This window comes from Streptomyces sp. McG3 (assembly GCF_018619185.1).
Taxonomy (GTDB): domain Bacteria; phylum Actinomycetota; class Actinomycetes; order Streptomycetales; family Streptomycetaceae; genus Streptomyces.
In genome coordinates, this window is the sequence record NZ_JAAXYC010000043.1 from 1 (window position 1) to 16135 (window position 16135).

Consider the following 16135-nt stretch of genomic DNA (forward strand, 5'->3'; position numbering starts at 1 on the left):
GCTGCGGGAGGTTGTGCGAGCCGAGCGGGGCGCGGCCCCGGCTGCGGCGCTGCGGCAGCCCGTTCTCGGTCCACTCGGTGACCACGGGAAGGTCGTCCTCCATGGCTGCCGCGGGAGGGGCCGGGTGCGACGTGGCCGCGGGGGCTCCGGTGGAGACCGGTGCGGCCACGGACGGCACGGGGCCGGTGGCGGCGGGCTTGGGCTTGCGCTTGCCGGGCGGCGGCACCACGTGCTGGAGCTGCGACATGTCCAGGGAGCTGGTGGGCCGCGAGGTGGCGCCGATGCCGTGGGCGATGCCCGGGGCGGGCCCGGTGGTGATCATGTCGCGCGGCACGATGAGGACGGCGCGGACGCCTCCGTAGGCCGACTGACGCAGCGACACCTGGAGCTGGTACATCCGGGAGAGCCGGCCGACGACGGCCATGCCGAGGCGCGGGGACTCCCCGAGGTCGTTCATGTTGATGCCGGCCTGGGCCTGGGCGAGCATGTTCTCGGCGCGGGCCCGGGCCTCCTCGCTGAGGCTGACGCCGCCGTCCTCGATCTCGATGGCGATGCCGGTCTGCACCTCGACCGCGGTGACGTGCACCCGGGTCTGGGGCGGTGAGTAGCGGGTCGCGTTGTCGAGGAGTTCGGCGCAGGCGTGGATGAGCGGTTCGACCGAGGTGCCGACGATGGCGACCTTGGCGATCGAGTGCAGATCGACGCGCTGGTACTCCAGGATGCGGGACATCGCGCCGCGCAGGACGCTGAACAGCGGTACGGGCTTGGGCCACTGGCGGCTCGGGCGGGCGCCGCCGAGCACGGCGATGGAGTCGGCGAGGCGGCCGATGAGCGCGGTGCCGTGGTCGATGCGCAGCAGGTCGTCGAAGACCTCGGGGTTGCGCCCGTAGTGGTCCTCCATCTCCCGCAGTTCACTGGCCTGGCGGTTCACGATCGCCTGCACGCGGCGGGCGACGCTGACGAAGGCGCGCTGAGCGGAGTCACGTCGCGCCTCCTCGTTGTCGATGACTTCGAGGACCTGGTAGATCTGCTCGCGCAGCGCCTTGGGCAGATGCCGGTTGGCCGCGTCCGCGTCGACGATGTCCCGCATCACTTCTTCGGGCGAATTGCCCACGCGCAGCCGCCGGATGGCGGCGGGCATGACTTCCTTGGTGAGCCGTACCGTCTCGGCGTCGTGCGAGAGGATGCGGTGTTCCAGGTAGGCGATGCGCTGTTCGTACTCCGCGCGCTGGACGCGCATGGCGCGTCGGCGGCGGTGCAGCGCCACGGTGAGTACGGCGACCACGAGCGTGGCGATCGCGCCGCACACGGCGACTGGTATCCGCGCGGCCGGTGCGACCAGGGCCGAGCCGGCGGCGGTGGCGCCGAGGAGCAGGGCCACGGGCAGCAGGACTACGCGGACGACGGGAATTTCTCTGTCGGTCGGCGGTGATTCAACACGGACCATCTAAAACCCTCTGGCGGTTGATTCCGGGATGTATGCGCACGTGAGCGGAGACTTAGGACAAGTGCTCGAATTCATCTCAACTCGACTTCACTGCGCGTGAGCTTAGCCAGATCAGAACAGTGCTTCGGCATATTCACCCAACCCCCTGCGGAAGCCCTCCGAGAGGAATACACTCGCCTGTTTTTGTACGCTGCGCTGCGAGGCGTGCGCGTTGAGTGATCGTGGCTGAAAATGTTCTACTGAATGACTCTCCACACCTGGGAGGCCGGAAAACCCAGCACCGGTTAATTGCACGCTCTAGGGCAAATCGCCCTCACGTGGGTGGCTTTCGTCGTACAGAACAGGACAACGGCACACGTGATCGAACCGGATCGAAAGGTGCAGATTCCTGACCGACGAGCGAGTGACGCGCGAAAGCGCCGCGCTGACGCGACTACCAAGCCCCTGGGCCGGGCCGCCGTTCCGGTGCGGGCGCGACGGCGGAGAGCGTGGGCCGGGACCGGCCGGGACTCCGCCCCGCCGGGACCGGGTTCGCCGCCGCGCCCGGCGCGCTGATCCGCCATCGCGGCCGGTCGCGGACTTCGCTTCGGCGGCTGCCGCCGGAGGGTCGGTGGCCTACGCGTGGTCCGTGCAGAGGTGGGCGGTCAGGGCCGCGCGGGCCCACGCCTCCCAGGCGTCGGGGGACCAGCCCCGGTCCCGGACGAAGATCAGGTACAGCTCCGGGCTGAGAAGCCCGTACAGCAGGTCGGCGGCGCGGTCGGCGTCGACGTCGGGACGGGCGTCGGGCTTGGAGATCAGCGCCTTCGCCGCGGCGTGCTGGACGGTGTAACGCGGGTCGGGACCGGCGGGCCACTGCGCGGCGATCTCCGGGTCCGTGGCCGCCGCGGCCGCGATCAGCGGCATGATCGGGGCGACCCGGCCGAGGATGTCGCGTACACCCCGCACGTGGGCGCGCAGGTGACCGGCCGCGGTGGGCTCGGCGCACGCGGCGCGGAACCAGTCGCGGTCCATCGTGGCGACCGGTTCGACGTCGCCCGCGATGGACGTGTCGACGACGTCCTTGAACAGCGCGCGCTTGTTCCGGAACACGAAGTACACGGTCTGGACGGCCACACCCGCGCGATCCGCGACCTCCTGAAGGCTTGTCGCACCGTATCCCTGCGCGACGAACAGCTCCCGCGCCGCCGCGACGATCTTCTCGCGGGTACGCCGCGAGCGCTCGGCCCTCCTGTCGGGGCGCTTGACGTTCTGTCCGTCGGATCCCTTGACCGCATCCATAGCGGGAGTCTATCTCTAGAGTCAGTCACTAGAGATGAACTCTAATTTCTTGGAGGGGTAGCGATGGAGGAGACCCGGACGGCTGCGGAGCTCAAGCAAGAGGCTTTTGTGCGGGGCGTGTTGGAGGAGTTCTACCGGGACGGCAAGCCGCCGTGGGACAGCGGCGTCACGCCTCCCGAGCTGATGGCCCTGGTAGAGGGGCCCGGCGCGCTGATGCCGGGCCGGGCCCTGGAACTCGGCTGCGGCACCGGGACCAACGCGGTGTACCTGGCCCGGCACGGCTGGCGGGTGACGGCCGTCGACCTGATCGGCCGCGCGGTCCGGCAGGCCCGGGAGAAGGCCGACGCGGCCGGAGCGGACGTCACGGTGCTGTGCGGGGACGCCACCCGGCTCGACGAGGTGGGCGTGCCCGGCCCCTACGACCTGTTCTTCGACCTGAGCTGCTACTGCGGGATTCCACCGCACCGCCGCGACGCCTACGCCGCCGGTCTCACCGAGCGTGCCGCCCCCGGTGCGCGATTGCTGATGTTCGGGTACGGACCCGGGGCGTTCGACGACTCGTGGTCCGGAGCCACCGCGGACGAACTCGGCGCCAGGTTCGCCGGGTGGCGGCTGACCGACGTGACGCCCGGCACGAACCCCGTCCCGACCTTCTGGTTCACGCTGCGCCGCGGTGCTCACGCCGGTCCGCCCACGAACGTCGACGAGGCGCCGTAGCAGGTGCGACGGAGGCACCGGTCACGGGGATCAGCCGGGGAGCGAAGGACAGGCACGGCCGCTACGAACAGCCGAGCCGTCCCGGCGGCTTCCCAGTGGCCGGTCACACCTCCCGTACCTGCGGCCGACGTGAGGGGCACCGTCCGAACCAACCGCCTCGCGCGATCCACCGGAGTGGTACGCCCTGGTGAAGGCGCCTTCGGTCAGCGCCGGGCTCCGCCGAGCCGCCCCTCCAGCTGGACGAGCAGTTCGCCCAGCCTGGAGCCGAGTTCGTCGCGCGCGCCCCCGTCCAGACCGGCGAGCACGGCGCGTTCGTAGGCGAGCTGCTCGGGCAGGATCCGGTCGACCAGGGCCCTGCCCTCGTCGGTGAGCCGGACATGGGCGACCCTCCGGTCGCGGGCGTCGCCCCGGCGCTCGACCAGGGAGCGGTCCTGGAGGGCGCGCAGCCGCTTGGTGACGGCGGCTCCGGAGGAGAAGGTCTCGCGGGCCAGCTCGCCGGGGGTCAGCTCCCGGTCCGTCCTGCGTACGGCGCCGAGGAGGTCGAATTCGGCCCGGGTCAGCCCGGCGGAGCGCAAGGGCGCGTCCTCCGCCTGCTGGAGCAGGGCGGCGCAGCGGTTGATCCGGCCGATGATCTCCATCGGTCCGGTGTCGAGCCCGGGGTTGACGGCCTGCCACTGCCGGACCACCGAGGCAACGATGTCGTCGGTCACTCCGCTCCGATCGAAGGGGCGTGGGCCGCGGCAGGCGTATCGCCCCCCGGCCCCCGCCGTTGTGCTGTCGCGGCGAGCGTACGGTGTCCGGCCTGCTCGGCCGCGAGAAGGCGCTGCTCGGGCAGGGCGCGCTGCCACCATTCGCCCGCGGCGGTGTCGCCGGCCTCGCGGAGTTCGACGAGGCTCGCGGTGAGTGTCCGGCGCACCCGGTCCCGTGTCGCGGGCGCCGCCCCGGGGTCGGCTCCGGTCCGTTCGGCGTCGGCGCGGGCCCGGTCCAGGGCGTCGAGCGCTCGCTCGACGCGCCCCGCCGCCCGCCGGTTGGTGACCAGCGTCGCCGCCAGGAAGCCGACGGCCGCTCCGAGGACGGTGTCCAGGATCCGGTCGCCGATGAGCTCCCCGGCCGGATGGGAGCCGCCGAACTCCAGGACCAGCAGGGCCATCGGGGTCACCGCGACGGAGCCGAGCCAGTAGTTGCGGGTGATGAGGGCCTCGGCGGCGAAGCTGAAGAAGAGGCAGCAGCAGACGAGGGCGAGCGGGCTGATCCGTGACACGGGCAGGACCGCGGCGAAGACGAGCACGCCCAGGAGGTTGCCGAGGGTGCGCTGGAGGGCCCGGTTCCACGACAGGGTGATGTTGGCCTGGTAGAGGGAGGCGGCGGTGACGATCGCCCAGTAGGGGCGGCCGACGCCGAGCGCGGCGCAGAGGTATCCGGCGAGCGCGCAGCCCGCCAGGGTGCGGACGGCGACCGGCAGCAGCGGCGATCCGGGGCCGAGGCGGCGGAGCAGGGCGCGACGGGCCGCGCGGTGTCCCCCGGGGGCCCGCCGGGCGGAGCGCTCCGCGTCGATCCCGCAGAGCTCGTCGGCGGTGCCGGGGGCCGGCGGCGGCGTGGGCACGGGACCTCGGGCCCGGGTCAGGGCGGCCCAGGCGCGCAGCCGGTCCGGATCCACGGTTCCGTCCCCGGGGCGCGGGGCGGCGAAGGCCGCTTCGGCGTGCACCACCAGGCGTTCCAGCGACCGGCGTACGGGGGTGGGGCGGCCGGAGGCGAGCAGGCACTGCCAGGCGGCGTGCACGGCGGCGGCCGCCGCGCTGCGGGTGCGGGGGCCGGGGTCGGCGGCGCACACGGCCGCGGCCTCCAGGGCGCGGGCGACGGCCCGGCGTTCGGGGCCTTCGCGGCGGACCAGGGCGGGCGCGACGGCGACCAGCCAGGCGAACGCGCCCGCGCCGAGGGTCAGGGCGAGGTGGCCGGGGATCTGCTCCGGGCGCTGTGGGGCGAAGAGGGCGGCGGAGCTGACGAAGGTGAAGATCACATGGCCGGGCGGTCCGATCCGGGTGGCGTCGCACACCACCTTCTGGGCGGCGGCGAGCAGCGCCCCGACCGCGATGAGCACGGCGGTCGATCCGGTGAGCGACGCGGTGACCAGCGAGACGGCGAGCGAGGCCGTCATGCCGAGCACCACGCCCGCGACGGCCCCGGCCCGTCGGGCGTACGGCAGGCCGTGACCGTAGAGCGCACAGAGCGAACCGGCCATCGTGTACATCACGAGGTCCGGCCGACCCATGGCCAGGAGCGTCAGCTGGGGTGCCGCGGAGGCCACGACCACGCTGAGGGCGGGCTTGAACCAGGTGTCCGAAGGCCGGGCGAGCCGGAGGGCCGAGGCCAGCGGGAGGGCCCGGGCGGAGGGCCGCTCCGAGCGGACAGGTGTATCGGTCACCCACATACGTTAACAGGTAATACACCTGTAAAGCTTTTGGGCTCTGTTCGAGCGACGGCGACTCGGGCACACTGTCCCGCGGACAGCGCGACCCATATTCTTTGAATCTTCATGCACCCACTACGATGACGGGCGATGACCAGGGTGAGCACGCGGACGGACCGGCAGCGGTACGACTCCCGCACGCCCCTCGCCCTGGGCTGGGTGTTCTTCCTCCTGGCCATGCTCTTCTGCTGCTCGGTCACCACCTCGTCCGCAGCCGCCCCGGTGGCGGCGGGCCCTGCCGGGGCGAGCGCCGTCCGCGCTTTCACCCCGACGCCCGACGCCGCCTTCGAACCGGTCGTCATGGCCTCCCCCGCGGACCGCGGGCTCGGGACGTCGTGCCACGGCGGCTCGACCCACACGGCGGCGGTCGTGATTCCGGCGTCGTCGGCCCCCGTCACCGTTCCCTCGCCCGTGACCTTCGTCCCCGCCACCCCGCTCACGGGCGCGGCGGCCATCCGGGGTCCCGCGCACGACGGTGTGCGTTCCGTCGATCAACTACGCCTTCAGGTCCAGCGGATCTAGAGGCCGGGTCCACTCTCCCGCCGCGCCCTGGCGCCGGTTCACCGGGAGCGGTTTTTCGCCTGCCCCGCACCCCTTCCCCCTTCATGCATCGCCTGTATGCATCGGTTGAACGACGAGGACTCCCCATGGCTTCCGCCAAGAACCAGAACAACCCGGCCTCAGCGCGTCGCGCCAAGCTCGAGGAGGCGCGCCGCAAGGAGCGCGCCCGCGAGCGGCGGGTCCGCATCATCACCATCAGCGCGTCGGTGGCCGTGGTCGCCGCCCTGGTCGCCGGGGGCGGCTATCTGATGTCGCAGGCGAACGAGAAGGAGGAGAAGGAGAACCAGGCCAAGACCTCGCCGGTCACCGGTGAGCGCAGCTGGGACGAGCTGGGGCGGGAGCACGTGGCGAACAAGGTCGACTACCCGATGAACCCGCCCGTCGGCGGCGACCACAACCAGGTCTGGATGAACTGCAACGCCGACGTCTACACCGACGAGATACCGAAGGAGAACGCCGTGCACTCGCTGGAGCACGGCGCGGTCTGGGTCACGTACAGCGACAAGGCCTCGGACGCCGACGTCGAGGCGCTCACGAAGAAGGTCAAGTCCACTCCGTACTCCCTGATGAGCCCGGTCAAGGACCAGAAGGACCCGCTGATGCTCAGCGCGTGGGGCAAGCAGGTGACGGTCAAGAGCGCCACGGACGACCGGGTCGCGCAGTTCTTCACCAAGTACGTGCAGGGCCCGCAGACCCCTGAGCCGGGGGCCGCCTGCACCGGCGGGCTGGACAAGTGACCGCCCTGGCGCCTTCCGGCTCCACCCGTCGAATGGTCCTCGCGGGGGCCGCCGTGCTGCTCCTGGCGCTGGGGCTGGTGGCGCTGATGGTCGTACGCCCGTCCGCGGCCTCCCCGTCCGGGGCCTCCTCGGCGGCGCGGTCCGCTCCGGCGGAGGACTCCGTGGACGCGGGCTTCGCCCGGGACATGGCGATCCACCACCAGCAGGCGGTCGAGATGTCGTTCATCGTGCGGGACCGCACCGACGACGAGGACGTGCGGCGGCTCGCGTACGACATCATCAACACCCAGGCCAACCAGCGCGGCATGATGCTGGGCTGGCTGGAACTGTGGGGGCTGCCGAAGAGCGCGGCCGGACCGCCGATGGAGTGGATGGGGCACACCCTCACGCCGACCGACGACGGTTCGCTGATGCCGGGCATGGCCACCGACGCGGAGCTGGCGGCCCTCACGGCCGCGAAGGGCGAGAAGGCCGAGGTGCTGTTCCTGCGGCTGATGACCGTGCACCACCGCGCCGGTGCGGACATGGCGCAGGCGGCCGCCGGTGCGGCGAAGACGGACGCCATCCGGGATCTGGCGGCGGGCATGGTCCTCGGCCAGCAGTCGGAGATCGGCCTGATGGCGGACATGCTGAAGGACCGGGGCGCGGGGACCTGAGCCGAGCGTGATCGGAGGGGGGTGGATCCGGCCGGACGGCCGGAACCACCCCCCTCCGTGGCTCTTCCGCCTCCGCTTCCGCGATACCAGCCGTTCCCGCACCCCCGCCGGACGCCCCGGATCACATAGGCTCGGCGACGATATGAAGAGCATCCTCACTCCGCTGGGGCCCAAGGCCGACAAGGACACCGTGCGACGGCACAATCTGAGCCTGGTACTCCGCGCCGTACGGGACGAGGGCGAGCGGGGCGAGGCGACCCGGGCCGGAGTGGCCGCCCGGGTCGGGCTGACCCGGGCCGCGGTGTCCTCGCTCGTGGAGCAGCTGATGGACAGCGGGTTCCTCACCGAGTCGGGCAAGACGTTCAGCGGGCAGGCCGGCCGCCCCGGCACCGCGCTCAAGGTGGCCAGGACCGGACCGGCCGGGCTCGGCGTGGAGATCAACATCGATTACGTCTCGGTGTGCGTGGTCGACCTGGCGGGCACCGGCCGGGTCCGGCAGACCGAGCACCTCGACAACCGGGGCACGCCCGCCGAGGAGGCCCTGGCCCGGGCGGCCCGGATCGCCGCGCGGACCCTGGAGTCGGCGTACGAGCAGGAGTTGCGTCCGGTGGGCGCGGCGCTGGCACTGCCGGGCCTCGTCTCCGGCGGGTCGGTGCGGCAGGCCCCCAACCTCGGCTGGAACGAGGTCCCGGCGCAGGAGCTGTTCGCCGAAGCGCTGGCCGCCCTGCGCCCCGGCCACCCGGTGCTGCCGGTCGCCTCGGAGAACGAGGCCAATCTCGCGGCACTGGCCGAGCTGTGGTTCGGCGGTCTGGGGGATGTGCGGAGCTTCCTCTATCTGACCGGGGAGATCGGGGTCGGCGGCGCCCTCGTCCTGGGCGGCGAACTGCTGCGCGGTGCGCACGGTTTCGCCGGGGAGATCGGGCATGTCGTGGTGGATCCGGCGGGGCCGGAGTGCCGGTGCGGTTCGCGGGGGTGCCTGGAGCAGTACGCCGGTCAGGCGGCGCTGCTGCGGGCGGCCGGCATCGAGGGCCTCGGCGGCGCCTCCGGGGTGCTGGAGCTGGAGCGGCGCGCGGGCGCCGGGGACCCGCGCGCGGTGGCCGCGGTCGGTGAGGCGGGCCGGATGCTGGGCCGGGTGCTGTCGGGCGCGGTGAACCTGATCGACCCGGACGCGGTGGTGCTCGGCGGGATCTACCGGGGGCTCATGCCGTGGCTGGCGCCGCCCGCCGACGAGGAGCTGACCGGCCGGGTGGTGTCGGGGCTCTGGTCCCCGGGCAGCGGCCGGCTCCGGGCGTCGTCGGTGGCGGGCGACGCGGCGCGGGGCGCGGCGGCGCTCGTGGTGCAGGACGTGCTGGACGATCCGGTGGCGTACGCGGGGCCCTCCGGCGGCTGAGAGCCGTCCGGCGGCTGAGAGCCGTCCGGCGGCTGAGAGCCGTCCGGCGGCTGAGAGCCGTCCGGCGGCTGAGAGCCGTCCGGCGGCTGAGAGCCGTCCGGCGGCTGAGAGCCGTCCGGCGGCTGAGCCGGGCCGGACGGCCCGGCTCAGCCGGTGGGACACGCCTGGCGGGTCGGAGCCGGTGGGGCGGCCGGTGGGCCGGGCGGCCTCGGCTCAGCCGGCGGTCGGGCCCGGCGGGACACGCCTGGTGGGGCGAACCGGTGGGCCGGACCGTGCGGGTCCGGCCCGGTGCGGGTCAGCGCACGGCGAGCAGGTGGTCCATGGCGAGCTGGTCCAGTGCCTCGAAGGCCATGCCGCGTTCCGCTGCGGCGTCCACGTCGAAGTCCTCGTACGCGCCGCGGTCGGCGAGCAGGCCCGCCAGACCGTCACCGGCGGTGGGGCGCGCCAGTTCATCCAGGCGGGACGCGCGCAGGGCCGCGCGCACCTCGGGGTCGGCGCGGAAGGCGGCGGCCCGCTCCTTGAGGATGAGGTAGTTGCGCATGCAGCCCGCGGCCGAGGCCCAGACACCGTCGTAGTCCTCGGTGCGCGGGGGCTTGAAGTCGAAGTGGCGGGGGCCCTCGTAGCCACTCTCCAGCAGGTCGACGAGCCAGAACGCCTGGCGCAGATCGCCCGCGCCGAAGCGCAGGTCCTGGTCGTACTTGATGCCGGACTGGCCGTTGAGGTCGATGTGGAAGAGCTTGTCCGCCCACATGGCCTGGGCGATGCCGTGCGGGAAGTTGAGCCCGGCCATCTGCTCGTGCCCGGTCTCCGGGTTGACGCCGACCAGCTCGGGGCGCTCCAGGCGCTCGATGAAGGCCAGGGCGTGGCCGATCGTGGGCAGCAGGATGTCGCCGCGCGGCTCGTTCGGCTTGGGCTCGATGGCGAAGCGGAGGTCGTAGCCCTGCTCGACGACGTACTCGCCCAGCAGGTCGAAGGCCTCCTTCATCCGGTGCAGGGCGAGGCGGACGTCCTTCGCCCCGCCGGACTCGGCCCCCTCACGGCCGCCCCACGCCACGAAGGTCGTCGCGCCCAGCTCGACGGCGAGGTCGATGTTGCGCAGGGTCTTGCGGAGTGCGTAGCGGCGTACGCCGCGGTCGTTGGCGGTGAATCCGCCGTCCTTGAAGACGGGGTGGGTGAAGAGGTTCGTCGTCACCATGGGCACGACGAGCCCGCTGTCGTCGACCGCCTTGCGGAAGCGCTTGACGATCGTTTCGCGCTCGGTCTCCGGCGCCCCGAAGGGGATCAGGTCGTCGTCGTGGAAGGTCACCCCCCAGGCGCCGAGATCCGCGAGCCGCCGCACCGACTCCACGGGGTCGATGGCGGCGCGGGTCGCGTCGCCGAAGGGGTCCCGGCCCTGCCAGCCCACGGTCCACAGGCCGAAGCTGAACTTGTCCTCGGGGGTGGGGGTGAAGCGTTCCGTCATCGTCGTCCGACCGCCTTCGCCTGCCGTCGGGACGCCCGGCCGCCAGCCCGGCACCCCTATTTGTTCAGTGTCATGACTAATCAAGCACACCACACCTCGACCAGGGAACCCCTTTGCCGGGCGAAGCTGACCCCGCCCCCTGTGCAGGGCGGCGGCCATCCCGTAATTTGTTCGTGCCCCAGCCAAATGATCAGGCCCTCCCGTGCGAAAGAGGCTCCCCATGCCGTCACCCGCCGTCGTCATCGGCGTGGACAGCTCGACCCAGTCCACCAAGGCCGCCTTCATCGACGCGGCGACCGGCGAGCAGCTCGCCGTGGGGCGCGCCCCCCATGTGGTCACCGGCGAGGCCGGGGCCCGGGAGAGCGATCCGGAGATCTGGTGGCGGGCCCTGTGCGAGGCGGTGGCCGCCGGGCTGAAGGAGTCCGGCCTCCCCGCCCGGGCGGTCACCGGCATCGCGGTCGCCGGGCAGCAGCACGGGCTCGTCGTACTGGACGGGGCGGGCCGGCCGCTGCGTCCCGCGCTGCTGTGGAACGACACCCGCTCCGCGCCGCAGGCCGCCGCGCTCACCGAGGCACTCGGCGGGCCCGGGGCCTGGACGGAGCGGACCGGGTCCGTGCCGGTCGCCTCGATCACCGCGTCCAAGTGGCAGTGGCTGCGCGAGACGGACCCCGCGAGCGCCGCGGACGCGGCGGCGGTCCGGCTCCCCCACGACTTCCTGACCGAACGCCTCGCGGGCGTCGCCGCCACCGACCCCGGGGACGCCTCGGGCAGCGGCTGGTACTCCACCGCCACCGGCGCCTACGACCCCGGTCTGCTGGAGCTGCTCGGCCTGGACGTCGCGCTGCTCCCGGAGGTCGCGCCCACCGGGGCGGCCCGGATCGGCTCGCTCACCGAGTCGGCGGCGCAGGCGCTCGGGCTGCCCGCGGGCATCGCGGTGGCGGCCGGCACCGGCGACAACATGAGCGCCGCCGTGGGCCTGGGGCTGGGCGGCGACGGGCTGCTGGACCACCCGGCCCTCAGCCTGGGCACCTCCGGCACGGTGTTCGCGGCCTCCCGCACCCGGCCCGCGTCGACCGCGCTGAACGGGTTCGCCGCCGCCGACGGCACGTACCTCCCGCTGGCCTGCACCCTCAACTGCACGCTCGCCGTGGACAAGGTGGCCGCACTCCTCGGCCTGGACCGCGAGGAGGCGACGCCCGGCGGCGAGGCCGTCCTGCTCCCCTATCTCGACGGCGAACGGACCCCCGACCTGCCGACCGCCTCCGGGCTCCTGACGGGCCTGCGCCACGACACGACCCGGCAGCAACTGCTGGGCGCCGCCTACGAGGGCGCGGCCGTCACCGTGCTGCGGGCCATGGACGAGCTGCTGTCGGCCTGCGGTCTCGACCCGCACGCGCCCGAGGTCGCCGCCCGCCCGCTGCGCCTGATCGGCGGCGGGGCGCAGGGGCGGATGTGGGTGGAGACGGTCCGCCGGCTCTCCGGCCGGCCGCTCGTCATCCCGGACAGCGGGGAGCTGGTCGCCCTCGGCGCGGCGGCGCTCGCCGCCTCGGCGGCGGGCGGCGGCGATCCGGTGGCGCTGGCGACGGCCTGGCGGGGGTCCGGGACGGACCGTCAACTCTCGCCGGTGGAAAGGGACACGGAGACCTGGGAGCGGGTCACCTCGGTCCTGGAGCGGGCCTCCGGGCCCCTGCTCACCGGCCCCTGACGCCCCCTGGAGCCAGGGCCACCATGTCCTCGATGAGACCGACGGCGCGCGGGGTGCCGCCCTCACTCCGGGCGGCAGCACGCAACCGCGCGGACCGGCGGGCGGTCTCCGGGTCGTTCACCAGGGCGTCCAGGGCCGCCCGCAGGGTCTGGGGCGTGGCGTCCGGGGTGTCGACGCGGCGGGCGACGCCCAGCTCCACCAGCCGGTCCGCGTTCATGAACTGTTCGGCGCCCTGGGGCACGGCGATCATCGGGACGCCCGCGAGGAGTCCGTCGCCGCAGCCGCCCATGCCGGCGTGGGTGACGAAGGCGTCCGCCTGTTCCAGGATCGCCCGCTGCGGGACCCAGGAGTGCACTTCGACGTTGGGCGGGATGTCGCCGAGCTCTCGCGGGTCGGTGTGCCTGCCGATCTGGAGCACGACGTGCCAGCCGGGCAGGTTCCCGTACGCCGCGAGGCACTGGCGGTAGAACTCCGGCCGGTGCGTGTACGCCGAGCCGAGGGAGATCAGCAGGACGTTCTCCGCGTCCTCGGGCCGGGTCCACCGGCCGGTGTCGGCCTGGGCGTCGAAGCAGGGCCCGACGAAGGTCACCGTCCCGGTGTCGACCCGGTCGGCGCTGGGCTGCATGGCCTCGGGGATCAGCGCGAGGGCCCGCGAGGGAGGGCCGGAGAAGGCGTCCACGTCGAGGGTGGCCGCCCCGCAGCCGGCGAGCCAGCGCGCGAACCTCTCGCGGTGCGCGGGGGCGCCGGGCAGCCCCCGCAGGTGCGCCGCGACCTCCTCCTCGTACCCCTCCCAGGCCACGAACGACGGGGACAGCTGCATGAGGGGCCGTCCCTGTGATTCGGCGAGGGCGCGGGCGGCGTAGGCGCCGATGTCGTACAGGTACAGGTCGGCGGGATCGTCGTCGTAGGCGGCGTGCAGTTGGGGCAGTGCCTGCATCGCCTCGTCGAGGAAGAGGTCCATCGCGGCGACGGGGTCGGTCGGCCAGTTGTTGTCGGCGACCGGCAACACCGAGGTGCAGGGCACGAGTTCGGAACCGGTGGCCTCGATCCGGTCCGCCACGAACGGGTCGTTGGCGTAGGTGACCCGGTGGCCGCGGGCCACCAGTTCACGGACGATGCCGAGGCCGGGCAGGACGTGGCTGACGATCGGGATGCCGATCATCGCGATGTGGGAGCGGCGCGGGGACAAGGGTGATCACTCGCTTCGGGTAGAGGGTGCGGAGGAGCCAGAGGGGGCCGGAGGGAGCCTCAGCCCTTGAGTGCGGGCGCTCGGGCGGGCCGCAGCGCCAGTCGGGCGCCCCGCCAGCGGCTCCGGAGCGACCGGTCGTGGCTGACGAGGACGACCGTGCCGGCGAAACCGGCCAGCGCGGTCTCCAACTCCTCGGCGAGGGCGGGAGAGAGGTGGTTGGTGGGCTCGTCGAGCAGCAGGACGTCGGCGGGCCGGCTGACCAGCCGCGCCAGGGCGAGGCGCTGCCGCTGGCCGGTGGAGAGCCGCGCGACGGGCACCGACAGGCGGGCACGGTCGAACAGCCCGAGGGCCAGCAGCCGTTCGGCGTGCTCGTCCGCCTCCCCGGAGAGCCCCCGGGCGTAGGCGGCCAGCAGGGTCTCGTGCGCCGAACCGGGTGCCGGGTCCTGGGAGAGGAAGCCGATCCGGCCGCGTCCGGTGACGTGGCCCCGGTCGGGGGTCAGGTCTCCGGCGAGGATGCGGAGCAGGGTGGTCTTGCCCGCGCCGTTGTCGCCCGTGATCAGCAGGTGCTCGCCCGCCCGGACCGTCAGGTCGACCGGGTCGAGTCTGCCCGCGACACGGACCCCGGCGGCGTGGAGCACCGTGCCGGACAGTTGTCCGGCGCGCAGCACGGGCGAGAAGCTCAACGGCTCGGGCGGGGCCGGGACCGGGTCGGCCAGCAGGCGGTCCAGCCGTTCCCGCGCGTTGCGGACCCGGCTGGCGAGGGACTGCTGCACCCGGGCTCCGGCCTGGTTGTAGGAGAGTTTGTCGCCGTCCTTCATCGGCCGGCCCGGGGCGACGCGCCGGGCGGTGACAGCGGCCGACGCACGGGTCCGGTCGACCTCCTCGCGCCAGCGGTCGTGGTGCAGGCCCCAGCGCTGACGTGCCGCCGCCTTCTCCGCGAGGTAGCCGGCGTAGCCGTTGCCGTACCGGACGACGCCGTGCCGGTCCCCGTCCACCTCCAGGAGGGTCGTGGCGACGTGTTCGAGGAAGCGCCGGTCGTGGGAGACGGCCGCGGTGGTGCCGCGGCGGCCGCGCAGGTGCTCCTCCAGCCAGGTCAGGGCGGCCTCGTCCAGATGGTTGGTCGGCTCGTCGAGGAGCAGCACCTCCGGGTCGGCTGCCAGCACCGCCGCCAGCCGGAGCCGGGCCCGTTCGCCGCCGGAGAGGGTGCCCAGGGTCGAGGCGCGGTCCACCTGCCGCAGGCCGAGACCGTGCAGGGCGCGCTCCAGCCGGGCGTCGGCGTCGTAGCCGCCGCGCAGCTCGAAGGCGGAGACGGCCTCGCCGTACGCGTCGAGCGCCGACGTGTCGCCGTCGGTCATCGCCGCCTCCAGGCGGCGCATCCGTGCCTCGATCGCCCGGAGGTCGCCCAGCGCGCGGTCGATGACCTGCTGGGCCGTCATACCGGCGGGCAGGGCCTCGTCCTGGGCGAGGTAGCCGACGCCTCCGTCGGCCCGCAGGACGACGCGCCCCCGGTCGGGGCGGGCCCGGCCGGCGAGCAGCCGCAGCAGGGTGGTCTTGCCGGAGCCGTTCTCACCGACGATTCCGGTGCGCTCGCCCCGCGCGAGCGAGCAGCTCACCGAGTCGAGGACGGGCCTGCCGTCGAAGGCCTTGCTGACGGCGAGTGCGGTGATCTGTGCAGGCATACGGGCAACTCCGAAGCTGTCGTGGACGAAGCGGTGGCGGCGGACCGCGAGGCCGGGGAAAAGCTTCGGAAGAGCATCGACAACTCCACTAGTGCGACATCTGTTGCTTTAAGATGGTGCCATGACCTGCACCGCCGGGCAACCGGATTCCCGATGACCGACGCGCCGGCCGGCCCGCCGGACCCCGCCCGCGCCACCCCGTCGCCGGACCGCCGGCCGGGCGGCCGCACCGCGCGCGTCCGCGCCCAGGTGCTCGACGCGGTGCGCGCCGAGCTCGGCGCGCAGGGTTACGAGGGGCTGACGATGGAGGGCGTGGCGGCCCGCGCCGGCGTCCACCGGACCACGGTCTACCGGCGCTGGGAGGACGTCGGCGGTCTGCTCGCCGACGTCCTCGACGCGGCGGGCGAGGACGACTGGGAGCCGGCGGACACGGGCTCCCTGCACGGCGACCTGGCGGCCCTCAACGACGAGATCCAGGAGTCGCTGGTCGTGCGGCCGTCGATCCCCCAGGCACTGATGGCCGCCTCGTTCCGCTCCGCGCGGGCGGCCGACGCCCAGCGGCGCCTGTGGGAGGACCGGTACGCGCGCTGCGAGATCATCGTCGAACGCGCCGTCGAACGCGGCGAACTCCCGCCGCACACCGACGCACGGCGGCTTCTGATCGCCTCCACCGCACCGCTGTACCACCAGTTGGTACTCCTGCGGACCGCTCCCGATCCACGGCTGCCCTCCCGCGCCGCGACCACGGCGACCCTGGCCGCCGCGGCCGGCGCGTTCGATCGTCGCGCGTCGGACGAGGAGGTGGAGCACCCCAAGTGACCCGGTTGGGAATACGAACTGATTTTCC

Annotated in this window: 14 protein-coding genes; 7 read left to right on the forward strand and 7 right to left on the reverse strand. The window is 73.4% G+C overall.

Annotated features, from left to right (window positions below):
- Both HET64_RS10235 and HET64_RS10240 read right to left on the reverse strand, forming a co-directional pair.
- Window positions 1-1447: sensor histidine kinase KdpD (locus HET64_RS10235; RefSeq protein WP_215104011.1), on the reverse strand; the 1447-nt coding region annotated here is incomplete at its 3' end.
- Between the two features lie 615 nt (window positions 1448-2062).
- Complete coding sequence (locus HET64_RS10240) at window positions 2063-2725, reverse strand: TetR/AcrR family transcriptional regulator (RefSeq protein WP_215104013.1); 663 nt, start codon at window positions 2723-2725, stop codon at window positions 2063-2065.
- 63 nt (window positions 2726-2788) lie between these two features.
- Between HET64_RS10240 and HET64_RS10245 the strand changes: the two genes are divergently transcribed.
- A complete protein-coding gene (locus tag HET64_RS10245) occupies window positions 2789-3442 on the forward strand; it encodes a class I SAM-dependent methyltransferase (RefSeq protein WP_215104015.1) in 654 nt (217 codons plus the stop codon).
- A 203-nt stretch (window positions 3443-3645) separates the two neighbouring features.
- On the opposite strand, the gene HET64_RS10250 is transcribed toward HET64_RS10245, so the two are convergent.
- Window positions 3646-4152 (reverse strand): MarR family winged helix-turn-helix transcriptional regulator, encoded by a 507-nt coding sequence (locus HET64_RS10250; RefSeq protein WP_215104017.1) that lies wholly within the window; start codon window positions 4150-4152, stop codon window positions 3646-3648.
- A complete protein-coding gene (locus HET64_RS10255; protein WP_215104019.1) occupies window positions 4149-5864 on the reverse strand; it encodes an FUSC family protein in 1716 nt (571 codons plus the stop codon). Before HET64_RS10255 ends, HET64_RS10250 begins: the two co-directional genes overlap by 4 nt.
- A gap of 135 nt (window positions 5865-5999) precedes the next feature.
- On the opposite strand from HET64_RS10255, the gene HET64_RS10260 reads away from it, so the two are divergent.
- From HET64_RS10260 to HET64_RS10275, 4 genes are all read left to right on the forward strand, one after another.
- A complete protein-coding gene (locus HET64_RS10260) occupies window positions 6000-6431 on the forward strand; it encodes a hypothetical protein (RefSeq protein WP_215104021.1) in 432 nt (143 codons plus the stop codon).
- Between the two features lie 125 nt (window positions 6432-6556).
- Entirely contained in the window at window positions 6557-7207 is a 651-nt protein-coding gene (locus HET64_RS10265; RefSeq protein WP_215104023.1) for a DUF3105 domain-containing protein, read from the forward strand.
- Window positions 7204-7863, forward strand: coding sequence for a DUF305 domain-containing protein (locus HET64_RS10270; protein ID WP_215104025.1), 660 nt, complete (start codon window positions 7204-7206; stop codon window positions 7861-7863). Before HET64_RS10265 ends, HET64_RS10270 begins: the two co-directional genes overlap by 4 nt.
- A gap of 142 nt (window positions 7864-8005) precedes the next feature.
- Window positions 8006-9253: an ROK family protein gene (locus HET64_RS10275; protein WP_215104027.1), complete on the forward strand. Its 1248-nt coding sequence runs from the start codon at window positions 8006-8008 to the stop codon at window positions 9251-9253.
- 295 nt (window positions 9254-9548) lie between these two features.
- Here HET64_RS10275 and xylA read toward each other — a convergent pair whose 3' ends face one another.
- Window positions 9549-10715 carry a xylose isomerase gene (gene xylA / locus HET64_RS10280; protein ID WP_215104029.1) on the reverse strand — a complete coding sequence of 389 codons (1167 nt, stop codon included), beginning with the start codon at window positions 10713-10715 and terminating at the stop codon, window positions 9549-9551.
- 220 nt (window positions 10716-10935) lie between these two features.
- Here xylA and xylB point away from each other — a divergent pair, with 220 nt between their 5' ends.
- Window positions 10936-12420 carry a xylulokinase gene (gene xylB / locus HET64_RS10285; protein WP_215104031.1) on the forward strand — a complete coding sequence of 495 codons (1485 nt, stop codon included), beginning with the start codon at window positions 10936-10938 and terminating at the stop codon, window positions 12418-12420.
- Here the strand turns inward: xylB and HET64_RS10290 are convergent.
- Together HET64_RS10290 and abc-f are read right to left on the reverse strand one after the other, a co-directional pair.
- Complete coding sequence (locus HET64_RS10290) at window positions 12407-13582, reverse strand: macrolide family glycosyltransferase (RefSeq protein ID WP_215104062.1); 1176 nt, start codon at window positions 13580-13582, stop codon at window positions 12407-12409. The genes xylB and HET64_RS10290 overlap by 14 nt on opposite strands.
- Before the next feature lie 86 nt (window positions 13583-13668).
- Window positions 13669-15288 (reverse strand): ribosomal protection-like ABC-F family protein, encoded by a 1620-nt coding sequence (gene abc-f, locus HET64_RS10295; RefSeq protein WP_215104033.1) that lies wholly within the window; start codon window positions 15286-15288, stop codon window positions 13669-13671.
- Window positions 15289-15441: 153 nt separating this feature from the next.
- Here abc-f and HET64_RS10300 point away from each other — a divergent pair, with 153 nt between their 5' ends.
- Window positions 15442-16107, forward strand: a complete 666-nt coding sequence (locus HET64_RS10300; protein WP_215104035.1) for a TetR/AcrR family transcriptional regulator — start codon at window positions 15442-15444, stop codon at window positions 16105-16107.
- The last annotated feature ends 28 nt before the right edge of the window (window positions 16108-16135 follow it).